The 22,460-nt window shown below is 70.9% G+C and carries 22 protein-coding genes; 17 read left to right on the top strand and 5 right to left on the bottom strand.

What is annotated here, in order from left to right:
• Window positions 1-43: 43 nt before the first annotated feature.
• The gene (locus tag ABZS97_RS25385; RefSeq protein ID WP_356140822.1) at window positions 44-1,846 is read right to left on the bottom strand and encodes a glycoside hydrolase family 15 protein; all 1,803 of its coding nucleotides are present in this window, start codon (window positions 1,844-1,846) and stop codon (window positions 44-46) included.
• 473 nt (window positions 1,847-2,319) lie between these two features.
• Here ABZS97_RS25385 and ABZS97_RS25380 point away from each other — a divergent pair, with 473 nt between their 5' ends.
• From ABZS97_RS25380 to ABZS97_RS25310, 15 genes are all read left to right on the top strand, one after another.
• A complete protein-coding gene (locus ABZS97_RS25380) occupies window positions 2,320-3,987 on the top strand; it encodes a CTP synthase (protein WP_356140793.1) in 1,668 nt (555 codons plus the stop codon).
• A 142-nt stretch (window positions 3,988-4,129) separates the two neighbouring features.
• On the top strand, window positions 4,130-4,756 hold the full coding sequence (locus ABZS97_RS25375) for an NUDIX hydrolase (protein WP_356140791.1): 627 nt from the start codon (window positions 4,130-4,132) through the stop codon (window positions 4,754-4,756).
• 171 nt (window positions 4,757-4,927) lie between these two features.
• Window positions 4,928-7,009: a tetratricopeptide repeat protein gene (locus ABZS97_RS25370; RefSeq protein ID WP_356140789.1), complete on the top strand. Its 2,082-nt coding sequence runs from the start codon at window positions 4,928-4,930 to the stop codon at window positions 7,007-7,009.
• Window positions 7,010-7,182: 173 nt separating this feature from the next.
• Entirely contained in the window at window positions 7,183-8,298 is a 1,116-nt protein-coding gene (gene ald / locus ABZS97_RS25365) for an alanine dehydrogenase (RefSeq protein WP_356140820.1), read from the top strand.
• Between the two features lie 446 nt (window positions 8,299-8,744).
• Entirely contained in the window at window positions 8,745-9,872 is a 1,128-nt protein-coding gene (locus tag ABZS97_RS25360; RefSeq protein ID WP_356140787.1) for a ParA family protein, read from the top strand.
• Window positions 9,857-10,426: a hypothetical protein gene (locus ABZS97_RS25355; protein ID WP_356140785.1), complete on the top strand. Its 570-nt coding sequence runs from the start codon at window positions 9,857-9,859 to the stop codon at window positions 10,424-10,426. The genes ABZS97_RS25360 and ABZS97_RS25355 overlap by 16 nt, the downstream gene beginning before the upstream one ends.
• 19 nt (window positions 10,427-10,445) lie before the next feature.
• Window positions 10,446-11,573, top strand: a complete 1,128-nt coding sequence (locus ABZS97_RS25350) for a segregation/condensation protein A (RefSeq protein WP_356140783.1) — start codon at window positions 10,446-10,448, stop codon at window positions 11,571-11,573.
• The gene (gene scpB / locus ABZS97_RS25345; protein ID WP_356140781.1) at window positions 11,570-12,220 is read left to right on the top strand and encodes an SMC-Scp complex subunit ScpB; all 651 of its coding nucleotides are present in this window, start codon (window positions 11,570-11,572) and stop codon (window positions 12,218-12,220) included. The genes ABZS97_RS25350 and scpB overlap by 4 nt, the downstream gene beginning before the upstream one ends.
• An 11-nt stretch (window positions 12,221-12,231) precedes the next feature.
• The gene (locus ABZS97_RS25340) at window positions 12,232-13,389 is read left to right on the top strand and encodes a pseudouridine synthase (protein WP_356140779.1); all 1,158 of its coding nucleotides are present in this window, start codon (window positions 12,232-12,234) and stop codon (window positions 13,387-13,389) included.
• 125 nt (window positions 13,390-13,514) lie between these two features.
• A complete protein-coding gene (locus ABZS97_RS25335) occupies window positions 13,515-14,483 on the top strand; it encodes a sigma-70 family RNA polymerase sigma factor (protein ID WP_356140777.1) in 969 nt (322 codons plus the stop codon).
• A complete protein-coding gene (locus ABZS97_RS25330) occupies window positions 14,480-15,085 on the top strand; it encodes a TIGR03086 family metal-binding protein (RefSeq protein WP_356140775.1) in 606 nt (201 codons plus the stop codon). Before ABZS97_RS25335 ends, ABZS97_RS25330 begins: the two co-directional genes overlap by 4 nt.
• A gap of 60 nt (window positions 15,086-15,145) precedes the next feature.
• Window positions 15,146-16,567: an MFS transporter gene (locus ABZS97_RS25325; RefSeq protein ID WP_356140773.1), complete on the top strand. Its 1,422-nt coding sequence runs from the start codon at window positions 15,146-15,148 to the stop codon at window positions 16,565-16,567.
• A gap of 115 nt (window positions 16,568-16,682) precedes the next feature.
• Window positions 16,683-17,441 (top strand): NUDIX domain-containing protein, encoded by a 759-nt coding sequence (locus ABZS97_RS25320; RefSeq protein WP_356140771.1) that lies wholly within the window; start codon window positions 16,683-16,685, stop codon window positions 17,439-17,441.
• Window positions 17,438-18,460, top strand: coding sequence for an ADP-ribosylglycohydrolase family protein (locus ABZS97_RS25315; protein ID WP_356140769.1), 1,023 nt, complete (start codon window positions 17,438-17,440; stop codon window positions 18,458-18,460). Before ABZS97_RS25320 ends, ABZS97_RS25315 begins: the two co-directional genes overlap by 4 nt.
• A 3-nt stretch (window positions 18,461-18,463) precedes the next feature.
• Window positions 18,464-19,225 (top strand): nucleotidyltransferase domain-containing protein, encoded by a 762-nt coding sequence (locus ABZS97_RS25310; protein WP_356140767.1) that lies wholly within the window; start codon window positions 18,464-18,466, stop codon window positions 19,223-19,225.
• Here ABZS97_RS25310 and ABZS97_RS25305 read toward each other — a convergent pair.
• The 4 genes from ABZS97_RS25305 to ABZS97_RS25290 form a co-directional block, all read right to left on the bottom strand.
• Entirely contained in the window at window positions 19,151-19,894 is a 744-nt protein-coding gene (locus ABZS97_RS25305) for a nucleotidyltransferase domain-containing protein (RefSeq protein WP_356140765.1), read from the bottom strand. The genes ABZS97_RS25310 and ABZS97_RS25305 overlap by 75 nt on opposite strands.
• A gap of 22 nt (window positions 19,895-19,916) precedes the next feature.
• A complete protein-coding gene (locus tag ABZS97_RS25300) occupies window positions 19,917-20,321 on the bottom strand; it encodes a Rieske (2Fe-2S) protein (RefSeq protein WP_356140763.1) in 405 nt (134 codons plus the stop codon).
• Complete coding sequence (locus ABZS97_RS25295; RefSeq protein ID WP_356140761.1) at window positions 20,318-20,902, bottom strand: DUF6529 family protein; 585 nt, start codon at window positions 20,900-20,902, stop codon at window positions 20,318-20,320. The genes ABZS97_RS25300 and ABZS97_RS25295 overlap by 4 nt, the downstream gene beginning before the upstream one ends.
• An 81-nt stretch (window positions 20,903-20,983) precedes the next feature.
• Entirely contained in the window at window positions 20,984-21,652 is a 669-nt protein-coding gene (locus ABZS97_RS25290) for a hypothetical protein (protein WP_356140759.1), read from the bottom strand.
• 246 nt (window positions 21,653-21,898) lie between these two features.
• Between ABZS97_RS25290 and aroH the strand changes: the two genes are divergently transcribed.
• Window positions 21,899-22,261, top strand: a complete 363-nt coding sequence (gene aroH / locus ABZS97_RS25285) for a chorismate mutase (protein ID WP_356140757.1) — start codon at window positions 21,899-21,901, stop codon at window positions 22,259-22,261.
• The coding region (locus tag ABZS97_RS25280) for a 3-hydroxyacyl-CoA dehydrogenase NAD-binding domain-containing protein (RefSeq protein ID WP_356140755.1) at window positions 22,258-22,460 on the top strand (203 nt) is incomplete at its 3' end. The genes aroH and ABZS97_RS25280, both read left to right, overlap by 4 nt.

Raw genomic sequence — 22,460 nt, 5'->3', positions numbered from 1 at the left:
GGGGACCCTCTCAGCCTAAGCAGGTGCGGCGGATTCGGCCTGTTCAGCCGCCGTACGCGCCCGAGGCGGTCAGCCGCAGTGCCGTGTCGATCAACGGGACGTGACTGAAGGCCTGCGGGAAGTTCCCGACCTGGCGCTGCAGGCGCGAGTCCCACTCCTCGGCGAGCAGGCCCAGATCGTTGCGCAGGGCCAGCAGCTTCTCGAAGAGCTTGCGGGCCTCGTCCACGCGGCCGATCATCGCGAGGTCGTCCGCCATCCAGAACGAGCAGGCGAGGAACGCACCCTCGTCGCCCTCCAGGCCGTCCACGCCCGCGTCCTCACCGGAGGTGGGGTAGCGCAGGATGAAGCCGTCCTCCGTGGACAGCTCGCGCTGGATCGCCTCGATCGTGCCGATCACGCGCTTGTCGTCCGGCGGCAGGAAGCCCATCTGCGGGATGAGCAGCAGCGACGCGTCCAGCTCCCTGGAGCCGTACGACTGCGTGAACGTGTTGCGCTCCTTGTCGTAGCCCTTCTCGCACACGTCCCGGTGGATGTCGTCGCGCAGCTCGCGCCACTTCTCGATCGGGCCGTCCGCGTCGCCGGACTCGATGAGCTTGATCGTGCGGTCGACGGCGACCCAGGCCATCACCTTGGAGTGCACGAAGTGGCGGCGCGGACCGCGCACCTCCCAGATGCCCTCGTCCGGCTCGTCCCAGTGGTCCTCCAGGTAGCGGATCAGCTTCAACTGGAGCAGTGAGGCGTAGTCGTTGCGGGCCAGGCCCGTCATGTGCGCCAGGTGCAGCGCCTCGGTGACCTCGCCGTACACGTCCAGCTGGAGCTGGTGCGCCGCGCCGTTGCCGACGCGCACCGGGCCCGAATTCTCGTACCCGGGAAGCCAGTCGAGCTCCGCCTCGCCCAACTCCCGTTCGCCCGCGATGCCGTACATGATCTGCAGGTTCTCCGGGTCGCCGGCGACCGCGCGCAGCAGCCACTCGCGCCAGGCGCGGGCCTCGTCGCGGTAGCCGGTGCGCAGCAGCGAGGAGAGGGTGATGGCGGCGTCGCGCAGCCATGTGTAGCGGTAGTCCCAGTTGCGGACGCCGCCGATCTCCTCCGGGAGGGAGGTGGTCGGCGCGGCGACGATGCCGCCGGTCGGCGCGTACGTCAGGGCCTTCAGCGTGATCAGGGAGCGGACCACGGCCTCACGGTAGGGGCCGTGATACGTGCACTGCTCCACCCACTCGCGCCAGAAGTCCTCGGTGGCCTCGAGCGACTGCTCGGGCTCGGGCAGCGGCGGCGGCTGCTTGTGCGAGGGCTCCCAGGAGATGGTGAACGCGATCCGGTCGCCCGGCGCCACCGTGAAGTCGGCGTACGTGGTCAGCGCCTTGCCGTAGGTCTCGCAGGCCGTGTCGAACCACACGGAGTCGGGCCCGGCGACGGCGACGGTGCGCCCCTCGTGCTTGTGCACCCAGGGCACCACACGCCCGTACGAGAAACGCATCCGCAGCGCCGAGCGCATAGGCACCCGGCCCGTGACGCCCTCCACGATCCGGATCAGCTGCGGCGCGCCGTCGCGCGGGGGCATGAAATCGGTCACGCGGACCGTGCCGCGCGGGGTGTCCCACTCGGATTCGAGGATCAGCGAGTCGCCGCGATAAGTGCGGCGGGAGGCTCTCGGCGGCTCCGCGTCGGCGGCGTGCGCCGGGCCGAGGCGCCAGAATCCATGCTCGTCGGTGCCGAGGAGGCCCGCGAAAATGGCATGCGAGTCGAAGCGGGGCAGGCACAGCCAGTCGACTGTGCCGTCCCGGCAGACCAGCGCTGCTGTCTGCATGTCTCCGATAAGTGCGTAGTCCTCGATGCGCCCGGCCACGTGCATCTCCAGTCGAACGGCCACGTCGCCCCCCGAGGGGCGGTCGCTCTGCGGTCAAGGGAACGGTGTTGAAGCGTCGGTGCGAAACGTCAATTGTCGGTGCGATGAGCGGTGTGATTGTCGTTGCGCAACGAACTGACGAGCTCTCGTGGTTCCGGGATACGGGCGGGGATGGTGCCGTGTGCCGGCCGGGCTCGGCAGCGAGTGTCCGAGCAGGATACGACGCACGTGGATGATCCGCGTGCCGCTCCCGGCAACCCGGATGAGCCGATCGGGTGAGTGCCGTGCGGGGTCCGTGTCGACCTGTGTGCAGAGCGTGGCCGGAAGCGGTCTCCTCCTGTCGCTGATACCCTGGTAGCCCGTGGACCGGTGGGCAAGAAACCCCCGAACCGCAGCGACGGCGCCCCCGGAATCTTCCCGGTGGGACGCCGGCACGCACCCCATACCGCGACCACGGGAGCCCCCTCTTGGCCATGCCGCCCGCTGCTTTCCGAAACAGCACAGCCACGACGACCAAGCACATCTTCGTCACCGGGGGTGTCGCCTCCTCCCTCGGCAAGGGCCTGACCGCCTCCAGCCTGGGCGCGCTGCTCAAGGCGCGGGGTCTGCGGGTCACGATGCAGAAGCTCGACCCGTATTTGAATGTCGACCCGGGCACGATGAACCCGTTCCAGCACGGAGAGGTGTTCGTCACCAACGATGGTGCCGAGACCGACCTGGACATCGGACACTACGAGCGCTTCCTCGACGTTGACTTGGACGGCTCCGCCAATGTCACTACAGGACAGGTGTACTCGACGGTCATCGCCAAGGAGCGGCGCGGCGAGTACCTGGGCGACACCGTGCAGGTCATCCCGCACATCACCAACGAGATCAAGCACCGCATCCGCCGTATGGCGACGGACGACGTCGACGTCGTGATCACCGAGGTCGGTGGCACGGTCGGCGACATCGAGTCGCTGCCGTTCCTGGAGACCGTCCGCCAGGTCCGTCACGAGGTCGGTCGCGACAACGTCTTCGTCGTGCACATCTCGCTCCTGCCGTACATCGGTCCGTCCGGGGAGCTGAAGACGAAGCCCACCCAGCACTCGGTTGCGGCGCTGCGGAACATCGGTATCCAGCCCGACGCGATCGTGCTGCGCGCCGACCGCGAGGTGCCGACCGCCATCAAGCGCAAGATCTCGCTGATGTGCGACGTCGACGAGGCGGCCGTGGTCGCGGCCATCGACGCCAAGTCGATCTACGACATCCCGAAGGTCCTGCACACCGAGGGCCTCGACGCGTACGTCGTCCGCAAGCTGGACCTGCCGTTCCGCGACGTGGACTGGACGACCTGGGACGACCTGCTCGACCGCGTCCACAACCCGCTGCACGAGATCAACCTGGCGCTGGTCGGCAAGTACATCGACCTGCCCGACGCGTACCTCTCGGTCACCGAGGCGCTGCGCGCCGGCGGCTTCGCCAACAAGGCCCGCGTGAAGATCAAGTGGGTCACCTCGGACGACTGCAAGACCCCGGCGGGCGCCGCGGGGCAGCTCGGTGACGTCGACGCGATCTGCATCCCCGGCGGCTTCGGCGACCGCGGTGTCTCCGGCAAGGTCGGCGCCATCCAGTACGCCCGCGAGAACAAGATCCCGCTGCTGGGTCTCTGCCTGGGTCTGCAGTGCATCGTGATCGAGGCCGCGCGCAACCTGGCCGACATCCCGGACGCCAACTCCACCGAGTTCGACTCCGCCACCGGCCACCCGGTCATCTCCACCATGGCCGAGCAGCTCGACATCGTGGCGGGCGAGGGCGACATGGGCGGCACGATGCGCCTGGGCATGTACCCCGCCAAGCTCGCCGAGGGCTCCATCGTGCGCGAGGTGTACGACGGCAAGGAGTACGTCGAGGAGCGCCACCGTCACCGCTACGAGGTGAACAACGCCTACCGCGCCGAACTGGAGAAGCAGGCCGGTCTGCAGTTCTCCGGCACTTCCCCGGACGGCAAGCTCGTGGAGTACGTCGAGTACCCGCGCGAGGTGCACCCTTACCTGGTGGCGACCCAGGCGCACCCCGAGCTGCGCTCGCGTCCCACCCGCCCGCACCCGCTCTTCGCGGGCCTGGTCAAGGCCGCTGTGGAGCGCAAGACGGGCAAGTGACACAAGGGTTGTACGGTGGCCGGGGTGCGCGTCCTTCACGAGGTGCGCGTCCCGGCTTTCCCTTTCCGGCTTGCTTTTTCGCCGGATTCTTTTTTGTCAGCTGCTTTTGTGTACGTGTGCGGTACGTGTGGGAGGACAGGGCATGACGATCAACGACATCGCCGAGGAGTGGGAGGTCAAGGCGACCACGACCCCCTTCGTCGGGAACAAGACCTCCGTGCGCACCGACGACGTGGTCATGCCCGACGGCTCGGTCGTCCACCGCGACTACCAGGTCCACCCCGGCTCCGTGGCCGTCCTCGCCCTCGACGACGAGGAGCGCGTCGTGGTGCTGCGCCAGTACCGGCACCCCGTGCGCCACAAGCTCTGGGAGATCCCCGCCGGCCTGCTCGACATCCCCGGCGAGAACCCGCTGCACGCGGCCCAGCGCGAACTGTACGAAGAGGCGCACATCAAGGCCGAGGACTGGCGTGTGCTGACCGACGTCTACACGACCCCCGGCGGCTGCGACGAGGCCGTCCGCATCTTCCTCGCCCGTGACCTGTCCGAGGCCGACGGGCAGCGCTTCGAGGTCGAGGACGAGGAGGCCGACATGGAACTCGCCCGGGTCTCCGTCGACGAACTCGTCCGTGGTGTCCTGGCCGGAGACCTGCACAACAACTGTCTGGTCGTCGGCGTCCTGTCGCTGGTCGCGGCCAGGAACGGCGAGGGACTCGACGCGCTGCGCCCCGCCGAGGCGCCGTGGCCGGCCCGCCCCTTCGAGGCCTGACTCCTCCGCACCGCGCCCACGACACCTCCGGTCCTACGATCGGCTGATCCGATCGGGGGATGTGTCCGCCGCGCTCCACACGGATCGTCGCAGAGCGTGAACTAGGCTCTGAAAACGCCCCGTCCGGAGTCCCGGCGGGCTTGCGCGCGCAGTGGGACGGGAGTGTGGCCCGTGACGGATCAGGCGGTGGCCAACGACGGCACGAAAGTGTCGTCACAGGGGCAGCGCCCGGCTGCCCGGTCCGCTCCCACGGAGAGTCAGTTCCTCGGCCGTACAAGAGAGTTGAGGGAACTCAGGGCCGACATCGAGCGTGCGGGCCTCGACACCCTCTCCGGCCGCAAGGCGCCCCGCGCCCGGGTGCTGCTCATCGCGGGCAAGCCCGGTTCCGGCCGCACCGCGCTCGCCGAGGAACTCGTACGGCAGGTCGCCGAGAGTTACTCCGACGGAGTGCTGCGCGCCCGGCTCACCGAGCCCGACGGCACGCCGGTGCCCACCGAACGCACCGCCCGCGACCTGCTGACCGCGCTGGAGCTGCCCGCCCCCGCCGGAGCCTCGGCCGACGACCTCGCCCATACGCTGCGCGAGGCCCTCGCCACCCGCCGAGCCGTCCTGCTGCTCGACGACGCCGCGGACGCCGAGCAGGTCGACGCGCTGCTGCCGGACCGGCCCGAGTGCCTGGTCGTCGCCGTCTCCGGGGGGCCGCTGACCGGCATCGCGGACGTGCGGCCCTGCACTCTGGGCGGGCTGGACACCAAGTCCGCCCTGGAACTGCTCACCCGGCACACCGGCTCGGTGCGCATCACCGTCGACCCGCGTGCTGCCGAGGACCTGGTCGAGGAGTGCGCCGGCCAGCCCGCGGCCCTGGAGCTCGCCGGGCGCTGGCTGGCCGCCCGGCCCCAGGCAGCCGTCGCCGACCTCGCCAAGCATCTGCGCACCGAGGGCGAGGAGGGCACGGTACTGGCCCGGGCCTTCCGGCTCTCCTACGCCCTGCTGCCCAGTGCCGCCGCGCGGATACTGCGACTGCTCTCCCTGGCCCCCGCCGGCCTCGTGGACCCGCACACCGCCTCGGCGCTCGCCGGCTGTTCGGTCAACGCGGCCCGCACCACCCTGGACGACTTCGTGGCGCTCGGCCTCGTCCGGGCCGTCGACTCGCCGCTGCCGCAGTACGAGGTGCCGGGCTGCCTGATCCCGCTGCTGGGCGCCCTCACCGAGACCCACGACCGCCCGGCCGAGCTGCAGCTGGCCCGCGCCCGCATGCTGGAGCGGACCGTACGGCTGCTGGTGTCCTGTCGCGCCATCACCGAGACCGACAGCTCGCCCGCCCGCGAGAAGCTCGCCGGGATGCCCCGCGCCCTGCGCTTCCCCAGCCCCCGGGCCGCCGAGGACTGGCTGCGCATCCGGCAGCCCGCCCTGCTCGCCTCCGCCCGGCTCGCGGTCGCCGACGGGGAGCTGGACACCCTCGCCCGGCGCCTGATGGCGGCGCTGGTGCGGGCGATGGTCGCGCACTTCGGCACGCGGGCGGCGGCGCCCGAGCTGTACGGCATCCACCGGCTCGTCCTCGATGTCGCCGAGCGTCGCGAGCTGCCCCGGGAGCGGGCCGCGGCCCTGCTGAACCTCGGCGACCTGGATGCGCAGACCGGCCGCACGACCGACGCGCTGGCCCGCTACCGGGCGGCCCTGGACGCCGGACGCGAGGCGAACGACCCGTACGCGACCGGCCGCGCGATGGAATCCGTAGGCGGCGCCCACCAGGAGCTGGAGGACTGGGACCGGGCCGCCGACTGGTACGGCAGGGCGCTCGCCCAGCGCCTCGCCCGCGACGAGCGGGTGGACGCCGCCCGGCTGTACGGCCGTATCGCCACCGCGCACACCTACGCGGGCCGCTACGGCGAGGCGCTGCGGAACTGGCGCGCCGCGCTCGCCGGGCACCGCAAGAACGGCGATGTGGGCGCCCAGGCAAGGGCGTTGAGCGAGATGGCGCGGGTGCAGGAGTACGCGGGCCGTCCCGAGGAGTCGCTGCGCACCTGCCAGGAGGCGGTCGAGTGGGCGCGTCGCGCCGAGGAGGTCCGTCTGCAGGCCGCGCTGCAGCTGCGGATGGCCGACACGCTGGACCGGCTCGGCGACTCCGCCGCCGCCCGACTGCACCGCGGGGCGGCCGAGCGCATGCTGGGAGATGAGCTCCCACAGAGCGCGACAGCCAGGGAACAAGGCGCCAACGCCTACGAAATCCGTAGTACATCCGCAGAAGATTGATGCATTGAAAGGCTAGACAGAGAGAAGCCCTTCATTAGACTGGCTCTGCCGCGTTCTTTCGTGGTGTCTCCCGGTGCGCCCCTGTGCATCCGGATATGACATGCATTGCCCCGGCTCGCATGGGCCTGGCAACCGCAGCCCCAGAACCCTCTGAGCCAAGGACCGTGATCCACGTGAAGGTCGGCATCCCCCGCGAGGTCAAGAACAACGAGTTCCGGGTGGCCATCACCCCCGCCGGTGTGCACGAGCTCGTGCGCCACGGCCACCAGGTCGTCATCGAGCAGGGCGCCGGTGCGGGCTCGTCGATCCCGGACGAGGAGTACGTCTCCGCCGGTGCCCGGATCCTCGCGACCGCGGACGAGGTGTGGGCCACCGCCGACCTGCTGCTGAAGGTCAAGGAGCCCATCGCCGAGGAGTACCACCGCCTCCGCAAGGACCAGACGCTCTTCACCTACCTGCACCTGGCCGCCTCCAAGGAGTGCACCGACGCGCTCATCGAGTCCGGCACCACGGCGATCGCGTACGAGACCGTCGAGCTCCCCAGCCGCGCCCTGCCCCTGCTCGCCCCGATGTCCGAGGTCGCGGGCAGGCTGGCCCCGCAGGTCGGCGCCTACCACCTGATGCGCTCGGTCGGCGGCCGCGGTGTGCTCCCCGGCGGCGTCCCCGGCACGCAGCCCGCGAGGGCCGTCGTCATCGGCGGCGGCGTCTCCGGCTGGAACGCCACGCAGATCGCCGTCGGCATGGGCTTCCACGTCACGCTGCTCGACCGCGACATCAACAAGCTGCGCGAGGCGGACAAGGTCTTCGGCACCAAGGTCCGGGCGATCATGTCCAACACCTTCGAGCTCGAGAAGGCCGTTCTGGACGCCGACCTCGTCATCGGCGCGGTGCTCATCCCGGGCGCCAAGGCCCCGAAGCTCGTCACCAACGAGCTCGTGTCGCGGATGAAGCCGGGAAGTGTTCTTGTCGACATCGCGATCGACCAGGGCGGCTGCTTCGAGGACTCGCGCCCCACCACGCACGCCGAGCCGACCTTCCCGGTCCACAACTCGGTCTTCTACTGCGTCGCCAACATGCCCGGCGCCGTGCCCAACACCTCGACGTACGCGCTGACCAACGCCACGTTGCCGTACATCGTGGAGCTCGCCGACCGGGGCTGGGTCGAGGCGCTGCGCCGCGACGCCGCGCTCGCCAAGGGCCTCAACACCCATGACGGCAAGGTCGTTTACCGCGAGGTCGCCGAGGCGCACGGCTTGGAGCACGTCGAGTTGGAGACTTTGCTCGGCTGAGCCCGCCGAGGGCGCCAGGAGTCGACTTACCGGCTGACTCATGACTGCCGCACGGTCGACTCGCGGCCGACAAAAGGCGATACGTCAACACAGGTCGTCAACACCGCGCACCCAGCCGGACCTTGCCGGACAAGGTCCGGCCGGATGTGTGTCGGGTCACTTTGCGACACTCGATCAACTTGCCGCGAACGTAACTCTTTAACCGATTCGCACACCGGTGAAACCTGCTGTGCGACGGCCTTACGCCCTTGACAGAGGGGTGTTCGGTTGCCGACACATCGGGCCGGGTCCGGCGGATTGTGTTGCTGCGGACCGGTGACACGCCATAGAGTCGCCAACCGTCGGCATGGTGCCACGCTGACCTATCTAGAAGTTTCCTGGTCACCAAGGAGGTAAGACGACTTGTGAATGAGTCGACATTTACTCCCGGGGGTGGTCAACCAGGAATGCCTGCGCGGGGCCAGGGCCCGGTCGGGCTCGAGGCTGTCGGCTCCGTCGCTGTGCGTACCTTCGCCGCCCGTCAAAGTCCGCAGACGACTCGGACAGCACACCAGAGCATGGATGGCCATCACGTGAACGCCATGGCCGGCAACGGAAGTGGCGAGAACCACACCCACTTCGCCGACTACGACGAACTGCCCGAAGGGCACTTCTACGACCCCGACGCCGAGTACGAGCCCGATCCCGAGTACGCGGCCACGCTCGCGCCCGACGCTGCCCGCCAGCGCCGCGAGCGCGTCGGTCCCACCGGGCGCCCGCTGCCGTACTTCCCGATTCCGGGCCCGCTGACCGATCACGGACCCGCGAAGATCATCGCGATGTGCAACCAGAAGGGCGGCGTGGGCAAGACCACGTCGACCATCAACCTGGGTGCCGCGCTCGCGGAGTACGGACGCCGGGTGCTGCTCGTCGACTTCGACCCGCAGGGCGCGCTGTCCGTGGGCCTCGGCGTCAACCCGATGGAGCTCGACCTCACCGTCTACAACCTGCTCATGGAGCGGGGCATGGCGGCCGACGAGGTGCTCCTGAAGACGGCGGTCCCGAACATGGACCTGCTGCCCAGCAACATCGACCTGTCCGCCGCCGAGGTGCAGCTCGTCTCCGAGGTCGCGCGCGAGTCCACGCTCCAGCGTGCGCTCAAGCCCCTGATGGCCGACTACGACTACATCGTGATCGACTGTCAGCCCTCGCTCGGTCTGCTCACCGTCAACGCCCTGACGGCCGCCCACAAGGTGATAGTGCCGTTGGAGTGCGAGTTCTTCGCGCTGCGTGGTGTCGCGCTGCTCACCGAGACCATCGAGAAGGTCCAGGAGCGGCTCAACCCCGAGCTGGAGCTCGACGGCATCCTCGCCACGATGTACGACTCCCGCACGGTGCACAGCCGTGAGGTGCTCGCGCGCGTGGTCGAGGCGTTCGACGATCACGTCTACCACACGGTGATCGGCCGGACCGTCCGCTTCCCGGAGACCACCGTCGCCGGTGAACCGATCACCACGTACGCCTCCAACTCCGTTGGTGCCGCCGCCTATCGCCAGCTCGCCAGGGAGGTGCTCGCCCGGTGTCACGCCGAGTGAGTCTGCCGGGGGCCGACGAACTGTTCCGTACCACCGGGGGAATGGCGCTGCAGGCGTCCAGCCCCTCTCGCCGGGCCAACGGCGAGGCCCGGGTGCCGGGTCCGGCGGGGGAGAGCGACGCGGTCGCCGCCGGTGACGACGCACCGCAGTCGGTGCCCGTCCAGGGCGGTGACGGCGAGGGCGACGAACATGTCGCCACCGACGCCGAGTACGACGCGGGGGAATCCCGCAGCCGGGCCGCGGCGGCGGAGCGCTCCGGGCGACGTCAGGGACCGCAGGAAGGTTCTGCCGCGGCCGAGTCGCGCAGCAGCAAGCGCCAGCGCGCCGCCAACCGCCGCCCCAGCGGGCGGGAGCGGCACGACGAGAAGATCACGGTGTACGTGTCCGCCGAGGAGCTCATGGACCTCGAGCACGCCCGTCTGGTGCTCCGGGGCGAGCACGGGCTCGCCGTCGACCGCGGGCGGATCGTCCGCGAGGCGGTCGCCGTGGTGCTCGCGGACCTGGAATCCCGCGGCGACGCGAGCATTCTCGTACGGCGGCTGCGCGGCCGTTAGGCGATAGCCTGCGACCGCCATGACCTCGAACGACGTCCCCACCCCCGCTCCCGGCTCCGCCGGCCGTAGGCGTGCGCTGGGGCGGGGGCCCGGGGCGGTTCCCCCGCCCGAGGGGGGCGCGCCCGAGGCGCCTGTGGTGGAACCTGGACCGCCTGTGGCGGAGCCCGAGCCGCCTGTGGTGGAGCCTGGACCGCCTGTGGTGGAACCTGGACCGCCAGTGGTGGAGCCTGGACCGCCGCCCGCGGGTCCCATGCCGCGCATCCCGCCGGTGGCGGAGAGCGAGTCCCCGGGGGCGAGCGGGTCTCCCGTCGAGGACGACTCCTCGCCTGCCGCCGGCGACGGTGTCTTCAAGGTTCGCCTCTCGAATTTCGAGGGGCCCTTCGATCTGCTCCTCCAGCTGATCTCCAAGCACAAGCTCGACGTCACCGAGGTCGCCCTCTCCAAGGTGACCGACGAGTTCATGGCGCACATCCGGGCGATGGGGCCGGACTGGGACCTCGACCAGACGACGGAGTTCCTGGTCGTCGCCGCCACGCTGCTGGACCTCAAGGCGGCGCGGCTGCTGCCCACCGCCGAGGTGGAGGACGAGGCGGATCTGGCGCTGCTGGAGGCCCGGGACCTGCTGTTCGCGCGGCTGCTGCAGTACCGGGCGTACAAGCGGATCGCCGACATCTTCAACGCCCGCCTCGACGAGGAGGCCCGCCGCTACCCCCGGACCGTGGGCCTGGAGGCCCACCACGCCGAGCTGCTGCCCGAGGTCGTGATCAGCATCGGGGCGGAGGGGTTCGCCAAGCTCGCCGTGAAGGCCATGCAGCCGAGGGCCAAGCCGCAGGTGTACGTCGATCACATCCACGCGCCGCTGGTGAGCGTGCAGGAACAGGCCGGGATCGTCGTGGCGCGGCTGCGGGAGCTGGGGGAGGCCAGCTTCCGGACGCTCGTCGAGGACACCGACGACACCCTCACCGTGGTGGCCCGCTTCCTCGCCCTGCTGGAGCTGTACCGGGAGAAGGCGGTCACGCTGGACCAGGAGGACGCCCTCGGGGACCTGATCGTCCGCTGGACCGGTGGGGAAGGCGGGGACCAGCCGAGGGTGACGGACGAGTTCGACCGGCCCTTCGAGGACGCCAAGGAGGAGAAGAAGGCGTGAGCGAGCAGATCAGTGAGGCACCGGCGGGCCCGCGTACCGTCGCCGACCTCGACCTCAAGCCCGCCCTGGAGGCCGTCCTCATGGTCGTGGACGAGCCCGCGACCGAGGAGCACCTCGCGAAGATCGTGGAGCGGCCGCGGCGCCAGGTCGCGGACGCGCTGCGGGAGCTGGCCGACGAGTACACGGTCCAGGGGCGCGGCTTCGAGCTGCGGCTCATCGCCGGCGGCTGGCGCTTCTACACCCGCCCCGAGTACGCGGCGGCCGCGGAACGCTTCGTTCTCGACGGCCAGCAGGCCCGGCTCACCCAGGCGGCCCTGGAGACCCTCGCGGTCGTCGCGTACCGCCAGCCGGTCAGCCGCAGCAGGGTCTCGGCGGTCCGCGGAGTGAACTGCGACGGCGTGATGCGCACCCTCCTGCAGCGCGGTCTGGTCGAGGAGGCGGGCGCGGAACCCGAAACAGGTGCGATCCTGTACAGGACGACGAACTACTTTCTGGAGCGGATGGGCCTGCGCGGTCTGGACGAACTCCCGGAGCTCGCGCCCTTCCTTCCCGAGGCGGATGCGATCGAGGCCGAGACACAGGAAGGTGTTCCGTCGTTCGACCCGGACGCTCCTGACGCGCCGGGTGAAGACGACGCAGACGACTAGACGGAACTTTGATGCGAAGCAGTAGCGGCAGGAACAGCAGCGGAAACAACGGCGGGAGCCGTGGTGGCAACAGCGGCGGCCGCGGCGGGAGCAGCGGTGGCCGCGGTAACTACCGCGGTGCCGGGAACGACCGCGACGACAAGCAGGGCGGCCGGCCGGCGGCCGGTGGAGGGCGCGACGACAGGCCGAAGCGCGCCGGCAAGCCCCGTCCCGAGGAGCGTCGTTACGACGTGGGCCCCGGCGCCACCCACGAGGGCCCGAAGTCGGGGCGCGGCAACGCGGCCCGCGGCGGCGCCAAGGGCGGCCCCAAGCAGGGGCAGCAGCGCGGCGGACGTACGGCTCCGGCCCGTTCCCGCGAGCTGGAGGCACGGACCGAGGAGCGCAACCGCGACCGGTACGCGGGCAAGGCGGACATCAAGCCGCCCAAGACGTTCCCGGGCGCCGAGCAGGAGGGTGAGCGCCTGCAGAAGGTGCTCGCACGCGCCGGCTACGGCTCGCGGCGTTCCTGCGAGGAGCTGATCGAGCAGGCGCGCGTCGAGGTCAACGGCGAGATCGTCCTGGAGCAGGGCATGCGCGTCGACCCGGAGAACGACGAGATCAGGGTCGACGGGCTGACCGTGGCCACGCAGTCGTACCAGTTCTTCTCGCTGAACAAGCCCGCCGGTGTCGTCTCGACCATGGAGGACACCGAGGGCCGGCAGTGCCTCGGTGACTACGTGACGAACCGCGAGACGCGGCTCTTCCACGTGGGCCGGCTCGACACCGAGACCGAGGGTGTGATCCTGCTCACCAACCACGGCGAGCTGGCGCACCGCCTGACCCACCCCAAGTACGGCGTGAAGAAGGTCTACCTCGCGCACATCGTGGGCCCGATCCCGCGCGACCTGGGCAAGCAGCTCAAGGACGGCATCCAGCTGGAGGACGGGTACGCGAAGGCGGACCACTTCCGCGTCGTCGAGCAGACCGGCAAGAACTACCTCGTAGAGGTGACCCTGCACGAGGGCCGCAAGCACATCGTGCGCCGCATGCTCGCCGAGGCCGGCTTCCCGGTCGACAAGCTGGTGCGTGTCTCCTTCGGCCCGATCACCCTGGGAGACCAGAAGTCGGGCTGGCTGCGCCGCCTGTCCAACACCGAGGTCGGCATGCTGATGCAGGAAGTCGACCTGTAGTCCGACCCTGCGCCTCGACTCTCAAGTCCCACGCGCGCGCGTCGGCCGGTTCCGGATTTTCTCCGGGACCGGCCGATTCGTTTTCGCCGCCCCGCCGGTCTGTACCGGTGACGAAGGGAGCGGACATGACCGCGACGACGGACCGCGACGAGTTCGTACGGCTGACGGAGACGTACCGACGGGAGCTCCTTGCCCACTGCTACCGGATGCTCGGCTCGGTGGACGACGCGGAGGACCTGGTGCAGGAGACGTATCTGCGGGCCTGGCGGTCCTACGACGGATACGAGGGCCGTGCCTCGCTGCGCACCTGGCTGCACCGGATCGCCACGAATACGTGTCTGACGGCTCTGGAGGGCCGGATGCGCCGTCCGCTGCCCTCCGGGCTCGCAGGGCCCTCAGACACGCCTGAGGAGCCTCTGAGGGCCCCTGCGAGCGACGTGCCGTGGCTGCAGCCGCTGCCCGACGCGCTCGTCGACCCGGCGACCGTCGTGGCGGCGCGCGGCAGCCTGCGGCTCGCGCTGGTCGCCGCGCTGCAGAACCTCCCCGCCAGGCAGCGGGCCGTGCTCATCCTGCGGGACGTGCTGGCCTGGCGGGCCCCCGAGGTCGCCGCGCTGCTCGGGACCTCGACGGCCGCCGTCAAAAGCAGCCTCCAACGCGCGCGTGCCCGCCTCGACGAGGTCGCTCCCGACGAGGACCTGGTGACCGAGCCCGATGTCGCAGGGGACCGCGAGCTGATCGACCGCTATGCGGCGGCCTTCGAGCACGCCGACATGGATGCCCTGCTCGACCTGCTCCAGGACGGCGCCGAACTGGAGATGCCGCCCTACTTGGAGTGGTTCAGCGGCAAGAAGGACGTCATCCGCTTCCTGGCCGCCCGGGTCGGCGGGCCGGGACGCCTGCGGATGGTGCCCACCCGGGCCAACGGGCAGCCCGCCCTGGCGACGTACGAACGAGGCGCGGACGGCGTCTACCGGGCCTACTTCGTGCAGGTGCTCACGCTCGCCCCCGGCGGGCGGAACATCGCCCGGATCACCGCCTTCCTCGACGACCCGGAGCTCTTCGAGCACTTCCGCATGCCGCAGGTGTGGGCGTGAACTCCGGGGAGCTGCTGGAGCGTTCGCTCGCGTACGCGCTCGGAAGCGTCGCCACCGTGGTGCCCGGCAGCCTCGGGCGGGCCACGCCGTGCGCGCAGTGGGACCTCGGGGAGCTGCTGCGGCACCTCGACGACTCGGTGGACGCGCTGTACGAGGGGGTCGCGGGCGGAAGCGTCGGACTGTGCCCCGGGCGGGACGCACCCGATCCGGTGTGCGCGTTCCGGGAGCGTGCGGGCGCGCTGCTGGGCGCGTGGGCGGTCGCGGCGGGGGAGGTGCCGTGTACCGACATCCCGGTGGATGTCGGTGGGCAGTCGCTGGAACTGGACGTGCTGGCCGCCGTGGGCGCCGTCGAGATCGCCGTGCACGGGTGGGACGTGGCCCAGGCGTGCGGGCGGCCGCGCCCGCTGCCGCCGGCGCTCGCCGCCGACCTGTTCCCCGTCGCGCGGTGCGTCGTCGCGGACGAGGACCGGGGAGTGCGCTTCGCCGAGCCGGTCGGCGTGCAGCCCCGCTCCTGCCCCGGCGACCGGCTCGTCGCCTTCCTGGGGCGTCGGCCGGATCCGCCGCGATTCCTTTCCGGTACGGGGCTGGTCTGCCTTTCGTGAGGGAGCCCGTGCTGTCACGGAACCTCCTGAAGTTTCCGTGTTCTCACGAAAGGTTCCGTCATGGCTGACACTGTGACCGTCCCGGTCCGCGGGCCCGCCGAACAGCAGGCGCCGCCACGACGCGCGTGGACCGTCGTACTGGCCGGGCTCGGCGCGTTGTTGTGCTCCCTGGACGTGGTGGTCGTCTCCACGGCGCTGCCCGCGCTGCGGGCCGACTTCGGGGCGAGCCTGTCCGATCTGGAATGGACGATCAACGCGTACAACCTCGTCTTCGCCTGCCTCACCCTGACGGGCGCCGCGCTCGGCGACAGGTTCGGACGGCGGCGGATGTACGTCCTCGGGCTCGCCGTCTTCACCCTCGCCTCGGCGGCGTCGGCGCTCTCGGGCGGGCCGGGTCAGCTGATCGCCGCGCGCATGGTGCAGGGCGCCGGAGCGGCGGTCCTGCTGCCGCTCACGCTGACGCTGATCAGCGACGCGTTCCCGGCCGAGAAGCGGGGCGTCGCCATCGGGCTGTGGGGCGGGGTGACCGGGGTCGGGGTGGCCGCCGGGCCGGTGCTCGGCGGGGCCGTCACCGAAGGCCTGTCGTGGCAGTGGATCTTCTGGCTGAACGTTCCCCTCGGGATCGCCATGCTTCCGCTGTCGGCGCTGAAGCTGCGTGAGAGCCACGGTCCGCGGCCCCAACTCGACGTCGTCGGACTGCTGTTGGCGGCGGTGGCGCTGACCGGGCTGGCCTGGGCGCCGGTGCGGGCCCCCGAGGCCGGGTGGGGGAGCGCCGAGGTGATCGGCGCGCTGGTGGCCGGGGTCGTGTTCGTGGCCGCCTTCCTCGGCTGGGAGCGGTCCGCGGCCCGGTACCCGATGCTGCCGCTCGGCTACTTCCGGGTGCGCGGCTTCTCCACCGCGAACGGAGCGATCTTCCTGCAACTGTTCTCGCTGCTGGGCGCGCTCTTCATGATCACGCAGCTCTTCCAGCTCGGGCTCGGGCAGTCGCCGCTGGAGGCAGGCGTACGCATCCTCGTGTGGACCGGGATGCCGCTTCTGGTCGCGCCGGTCGCGGGCGCGCTGGCGGACCGGTTCGGGAACCGGCCCTTCATGCTGGCGGGACTGGCGCTCCAGGCGGTCGCCTACGCGCTGATGGCCTGGCAGGTCGAACCGGGGGTCGGCTACGGAGACCTGGTCGTCCCGCTGATCATCTCCGGGGTCGGCATCTCCATGGTCTTCCCCACCGCCGCGAACGCCGCGACCATGTCCGTGCCGGTGGCCGACGCGGGCGTCGCGGCCGGCGTCAACATGGCACTGCGCGAGCTGGGCGGGGTCTTCGGCATCGCCGTCGCGGCAGCCGTGTTCGCCCACTACGGCGGCTATGCCTCGCCCGCCGCCTTCGCCGACGGGTGCGGGCCCGCGCTGTGGGTCTCGGCGGGGGCTGCCGCGGCGGGGGCCGTGGTGGCGGCGCTCGCACCGTCCCGCTCGGGCGGGACGGCTTAGCGAAAAATCCTTTCAACCACCGGAAGTTGAGTCCCTACGAGGCTTGTGCGAGCACGCCCGCCCTCTTTATAGTCGGAATGACTATTGGTCACACTGACTATTAAGGGGGGTGGGCGTGCTGACGCAGCAGGATCGCGCGCCCGGCGGCCAGGCGCCCGCCGGCTACGACAAGTACGCCTTCGAGCCCTTTGCCGTCACTGTCGACCTGGCCGTCCTGACCGTCCGCGCGGGCGTGCTCCAGGTGCTGCTCGTCGAACGCGGCCAGGAGCCGTACATGGGCCGCTGGGCGCTGCCCGGCGGCTTCGTGAAGCCGGACGAGTCCGCGGAGACCGCCGCCCGGCGCGAACTCGCCGAGGAGACCGGCCTGTCGGACATCTCCGGGCTCCACCTGGAACAGCTGAGGACCTACAGCGAACCAGACCGCGACCCCCGGATGCGGATCGTCTCCGTCGCCTTCGCCGCCCTGCTCCCGGACCCTCCCGAGCCGCGCGGCGGCGGCGACGCGGCCCAGGCCCAGTGGCTGCGCTTCAACGCCCTCGGCCCGCTCGCCTTCGACCACGACCGCATCCTGGCCGACGCCCACGAACGCGTCGGCGCCAAGCTCGAGTACACCTGTCTCGCCACGTCCTTCTGCCCGCCCGAGTTCACCCTCGGCGAGCTGCAGCAGGTCTACGAGACCGTGTGGGGCACCGCGCTGGACCGCCCCAACTTCCGGCGCAAGGTCCTCACCACACCCGGCTTCGTCGAACCGATCCCGGGCGCCGCGCGGCTGACCGGCGGCCGCGGAAAGCCGGCCGCGCTGTACCGCGCCGGTGGTGCCACCGCTCTGCACCCGCCCCTGCTGCGCCCCACTTCGGAAGGACGGCCCTCATGACCACCACGACGCTCGCCAAGCGCGCCGCCACCGGAACACTGCTCGGCCTGGCCCTCGGTGACGCACTCGGCTTCCCGACCGAGTTCAACGACGTGCCGTCCATCCTCGCCAAGTGCGGGCCCTGGCGCACGATGGAGCTGCCCAGGCCCGCGTACGTCACCGACGACACGCAGATGACGCTCGCGCTCGCGCGGGGGCTGCGCACGGCCACGGACCGCGGGCTGCTCGGGCCGCTGCGGATGGAGCGGCCGGTGCGCGAGGAGTTCGTGGACTGGTACCAGTCGCCCGACAACAACCGTGCACCCGGCCGCACCTGCCTGGTCGCCTGCAACCTCCTCAAGACCGAAGGCCGCCCCTGGCAGGAGGCCAGCCAGATCAACTCCAAGGGCTGCGGCGCCAACATGCGCGTCGCCCCCGTCGGGCTCGTACGGGGACTGAGCGACGAACAGCGCGCCGGCGCCGCCCAGTTGCAGGCCGCACTCACCCACGGGCACCCCACGGCGCTCGCCGCCTCCGACCTCACCGCGCACGCGATCCGGCTCCTCGCACAGGGCGCCGAACCGATGGGCCTGATCGGACAACTGCGGTCGTACGCCTACGAGAACCGCCAGCGCTACCACTCCCGCTGGCTCGGCGACCTGTGGTCCCGCAGTGAGGACCCCACGCCGGAGCACTTCATCGCCCGAGGCTGGGACGAGTGCCTGGAGGCCCTGGACCGGGTCCGGCACGCCGTGCGCACGGTCTCGCCGGAGACCGACCCGTGCCTGGCCACCGGCGAGGGCTGGATCGCCGAGGAGGCGCTCGCCACCGGCCTGCTCTGCTTCCTCCTCTTCGTCGACGAACCCCTCACCGCGCTGCGCCGGGCCGCCTGCACCTCCGGCGACTCCGACTCCATCGCCTGCCTGGCGGGCGCCTTCGCCGGCGCCTACCACGGCTCGGACGCCTGGCCCACGGAATGGGCCGACCGCATCGAGTACCAGGGCGATCTCATGTCGCTGGGAGCGCTCTGGGACGCTTAGGGGATGACCGCCGGCGCCCTCGACCTCGACGACATCGACCTCGCGCCCGTGGTGGCCGAACAGCCCGATCCCGTGCTGTTCGCCACCGTCTCGGGGGCGCACCTCTACGGCTTCCCGTCGCGCGACTCGGACGTCGACCTGCGAGGTGTGCACCTGCTCCCGGCGGCCGAGTTGCTCGGACTGCGCGAGCCCGAGGAGACCCGGTCGCGGATGTGGGACCGGGACGGGGTCGAGATGGACCTGGTCACGCACGACCTGCGCAAGTTCGTACGGCTGATGCTGCGCCGCAACGGCTATGTGCTGGAGCAGCTGCTCTCGCCGCTGGTCGTGCACACCACCGACACGCACCGGGAGCTGGCGGCGCTCGCGCCCGGCGTCCTCACCAGCCATCACGCCCACCACTACAGGGGGTTCGCGGGCACCCAGTGGCGGCTCTTCGAGAAGACCGGTGAACTCAAGCCGCTGCTCTACACGTTCCGTGTGCTGCTGACCGGCATCCACCTGATGCGCAGCGGCGAGGTGCAGGCCCATCTGCCCACCCTCGTCGAACAGGTCCCGGCACCGGCGTACCTGCCGGAGCTGGTCGCCGCCAAGGCCGAGCGGGAGCACGGGGAGGCGGGCGTCGGCCACACGCGCGTGCAGGACGACGTGGAGCGGCTGCACGCCGTGCTGGACGACGCGCAGGAGGCCTCAGCGCTGCCGGACGCCCCCGCCGCGTACGACGCCCTCCACGCGCTCGTCGTCCGGGTCCGCCTGGAGGGCTGAGGCGCGACGGGCGCGGACGAGGAAGTCCTCCACGCGCGCGTGGTCGGGCTCGGACGGCAACGGGCTCCCGGCCGCCGCGCTGTCCGTCTCCGCAGCCAGACGTGACATCCAGGACTCGACCCGCGGCCAGGGGACCTCGCCGCGCTTGACCGCCAGCAGCGGTTCGCGCTGGTCACCCACGTCGATCGTCAGCTCACCCGTGCGGAGCAGGTCGCGGCAGCTCATCAGGAGGCGCAGCAGGTGCATCGCGTGCTTCCAGCGCGGGGCGCCATGCGTGCGGACGTCCGCGTCCAGCTTCTTGCGCTGGCCCAGTGCGTAGCGCGCGAACGTCTCGTGGGCCCCGCGCGAGAGGAACGCGCCGCGCAGGGCCAGCAGTTCACGGCCCGTGTCGTCGACGTACTCCACCAGCGGGGAGTGCAGGCACTCCAGGACGTTCGGGTTCGCGCGCAGGGCCAGCTCGCAGAAGCGCTCCAGCTCCCAGCTGAACTGCTCCTCGGCCGGCCCCTCCACGTGCGTCGGCGGCTTCTCGAAGCGCCAGAACAGCGCGGTGGGCGCCAGGAACACCCCGCGCCGGTCCGTGTCGCTGCCGTCGGTGGCCAGACCGAAGGCGCGCGACCCCATGACACAGGAGTACACAGTGTGGTCGCGGACCAGGTCGGTTGCGGGCATGGACGCGAGCGTACGTGCCCGCTCACGCCAGTTTGATCGAATTTCCCTTCACCGTGATCTCCTTGGCGGGCAGCGGCTTCGGCGCCGGACCACCGGCCACCGAACCGTCCGCGATGCGGTACTTGCTGTGGTGACAGGGGCATTCGATGATGCCGTCGGAGACGGTGCCCACCGTGCAGCCCTGGTGGGTGCAGACCGCCGAGAAGGCCTTGAAGTCGCCCTTCTTCGGCTGGGTCACCACGACCTTCTCGTCCTTGAAGATCTTGCCGCCGCCGACCGGGATGTCGGCCGTCTTGGCGAGCTCCTGACCGCTGGAGGCGTTCGCGGCCGATCCCGAGGAGTTGTTGTCGCCGTACTTGCTGCACCCGCAGACCAGCGCGGCCGCGCCCGTCGCGAGAACCGTGCGACGCGTCGAGCGGTGGGTCATGTCGTCACTCCGAACGTGCGGAAGAACCAGAGGGCGGACGTCAGCCAGAGGATCGTGAGAACGGTGAAGACGAGGCCGCCGACGATCGGCAGCAGCCAGCCGGGAAGGCGCTCCGAGCGGAGCAGCAGCATCTTGGCACTGAAGGCCCCGAAGAAGAAGCAACCCAGGAGCGAGTGCCACAAGACGCGCGTTTCGTACGTCTGATAGCCGAACGCGTACAGACAGTGCACCGCGACCGGGACCGCGACCAGGAAGGCGATCCGGCCCGACCAGCGGTGCAGCACCGCCGCCCAGCTCGGCCCCGGCAGCTTCCCGTACACCATGAACGCGGAGACGAGCTGGACGAGCGCGAAGGCGAACGCGATGGTCGCCAGCCACGACTTCACCGCGCCGGTGCTGCTGAACCCCGCGAGGTTGAAGGCGGTCCCCGCCGGGTCGTGCACCTTCCCGTACGCGCCGAGGCCCACCGCGACCGCGGCGGCGACCAGGGCCGGGACGAGATAGCGGGCCGCGCCGGGACGGCGGTGGGCGGGCTCGGGGGACGGGAAGCCCTGGGTGGCTGCGTTCGGATCGATGCTCATCGCCGACTCCCTGCGTACGTCGGGTGCACGGTCATGTTCGACTCCCTGGCGGAGCGGAAGAGGTGTCAGGGGCTGGGACGGTCAGGGCGTGACCGGGCGGGCCGTGAGCTGCTGCCCGTCGACGGTCACCGCACCCGTCGCCGGGTCGATCTTCGGCGCGGCCGCGGGCTCGCCGTCGCGGTCGACGATGCCGACCTGCCGGCCGCCCGGCAGCACGATCCAGCCGCCCTCGATCTTCGCGCCGCGCACCGTGGCCGTCGCCCGGTACAGCCCGGACGGCTTGACCGCCTTTTCGGCGGTGAACCCGTAGTGGCCGCCGGCGATGTCCACGGTGCCGCGGATCAGCTTGTTGTTCTTCAGGGTGCCCGTCAGCGCGGCGCCGTCCTTGCCGGTGAGCTTCATGGTGCCGTCGTCCTTGACGTCACCCTTCAGCCAGGACTCCTTGTCGTGGCCGTCGCAGAAGTACGCGATGCCCTTGCCGTCGCGCAGCGAGACGGCGACCGCGGAGGAGTCGTCGTCGGTGCGTCCCGCGTAGTCCGCGTTGGGGACGGGAGGCTTCGACGGGGACAGGCTGGGCGGCGGTGTGGTCTTGGCAGGCGGGGAAGTCGGGCTCGGCGACTTGGTCACACCGGACGGTTCCTCCCGGTACGTCGACGCGCTCTTCGTCCCTGTCGTCGCATTGAGCGACAGCATGAACAGGCCGAGCAACAGCCCTGCGAGAAGGGTGAACAGCGGTCCGGGACGCTTCATACGGGCCTCCCCCGAGGCGAGTCTTCTGCCATGAGAGCGGACCGACGCCCCCGCGTCCAGTAGCGCACTGGGGTGTTCTGCCCCCAAGTAGCGGAATAGGGACATTCAGGTGACATTGTCGTGAGTCCTCGGCCTCCCGGACGGCTGTCCCGCCGTCTCGGCAGGCGGGCGCCGCGCACCGGCCCGGTGCGGCCTGACTACGCTGGTGTGACAAGCAGCTTCCGTACATCAGCAAGGAGCATCACCGTGGCGGTACGAGCGGTCCGGGGCGCCGTCCAACTGGAGCGGGACGAGGCCGGGCACATGGACGAGCAGGTCAGCGAGCTGCTCACCGCCGTCCTGGAGCGCAATGGGCTCACCACCGACGACCTGATCAGCATCTGGTTCACGGCGACGCCCGACCTGCACAGCGACTTCCCGGCGGCGGCCGCACGCAAGCTCGGCATCGTCGACGTACCGCTGATCTGCGCCCAGGAACTGGACATCGAGGGCGCGATGCCCCGGGTCGTACGGATCCTCGCGCACATCGAGTCCGATCTGCCGCGCTCCGAGATCGCCCACGTCTACCTCGGGGCCGCGGGCGCGCTGCGCAAGGACATCGCCCAGTGAGAACCGCACTCGTCATCGGAACCGGGCTGATCGGCACGTCCGCCGCACTGGCGCTCGTCTCGCGCGGCGTCGTCGTCCACCTCGCCGACCACGACCCGGAGCAGGCCCGCACGGCCGCCGCGCTCGGCGCCGGCACCGACGAGGCGCCCGAGGGGCCCGTCGACCTCGCGATCGTGGCGGCCCCGCCCGCCCACGTGGC

This window comes from Streptomyces sp. NPDC005485 (assembly GCF_040606085.1).
In the GTDB taxonomy this organism is placed as follows: Bacteria; Actinomycetota; Actinomycetes; order Streptomycetales; family Streptomycetaceae; genus Streptomyces.
This window is presented reverse-complemented; position numbering and strand designations above follow the sequence as displayed.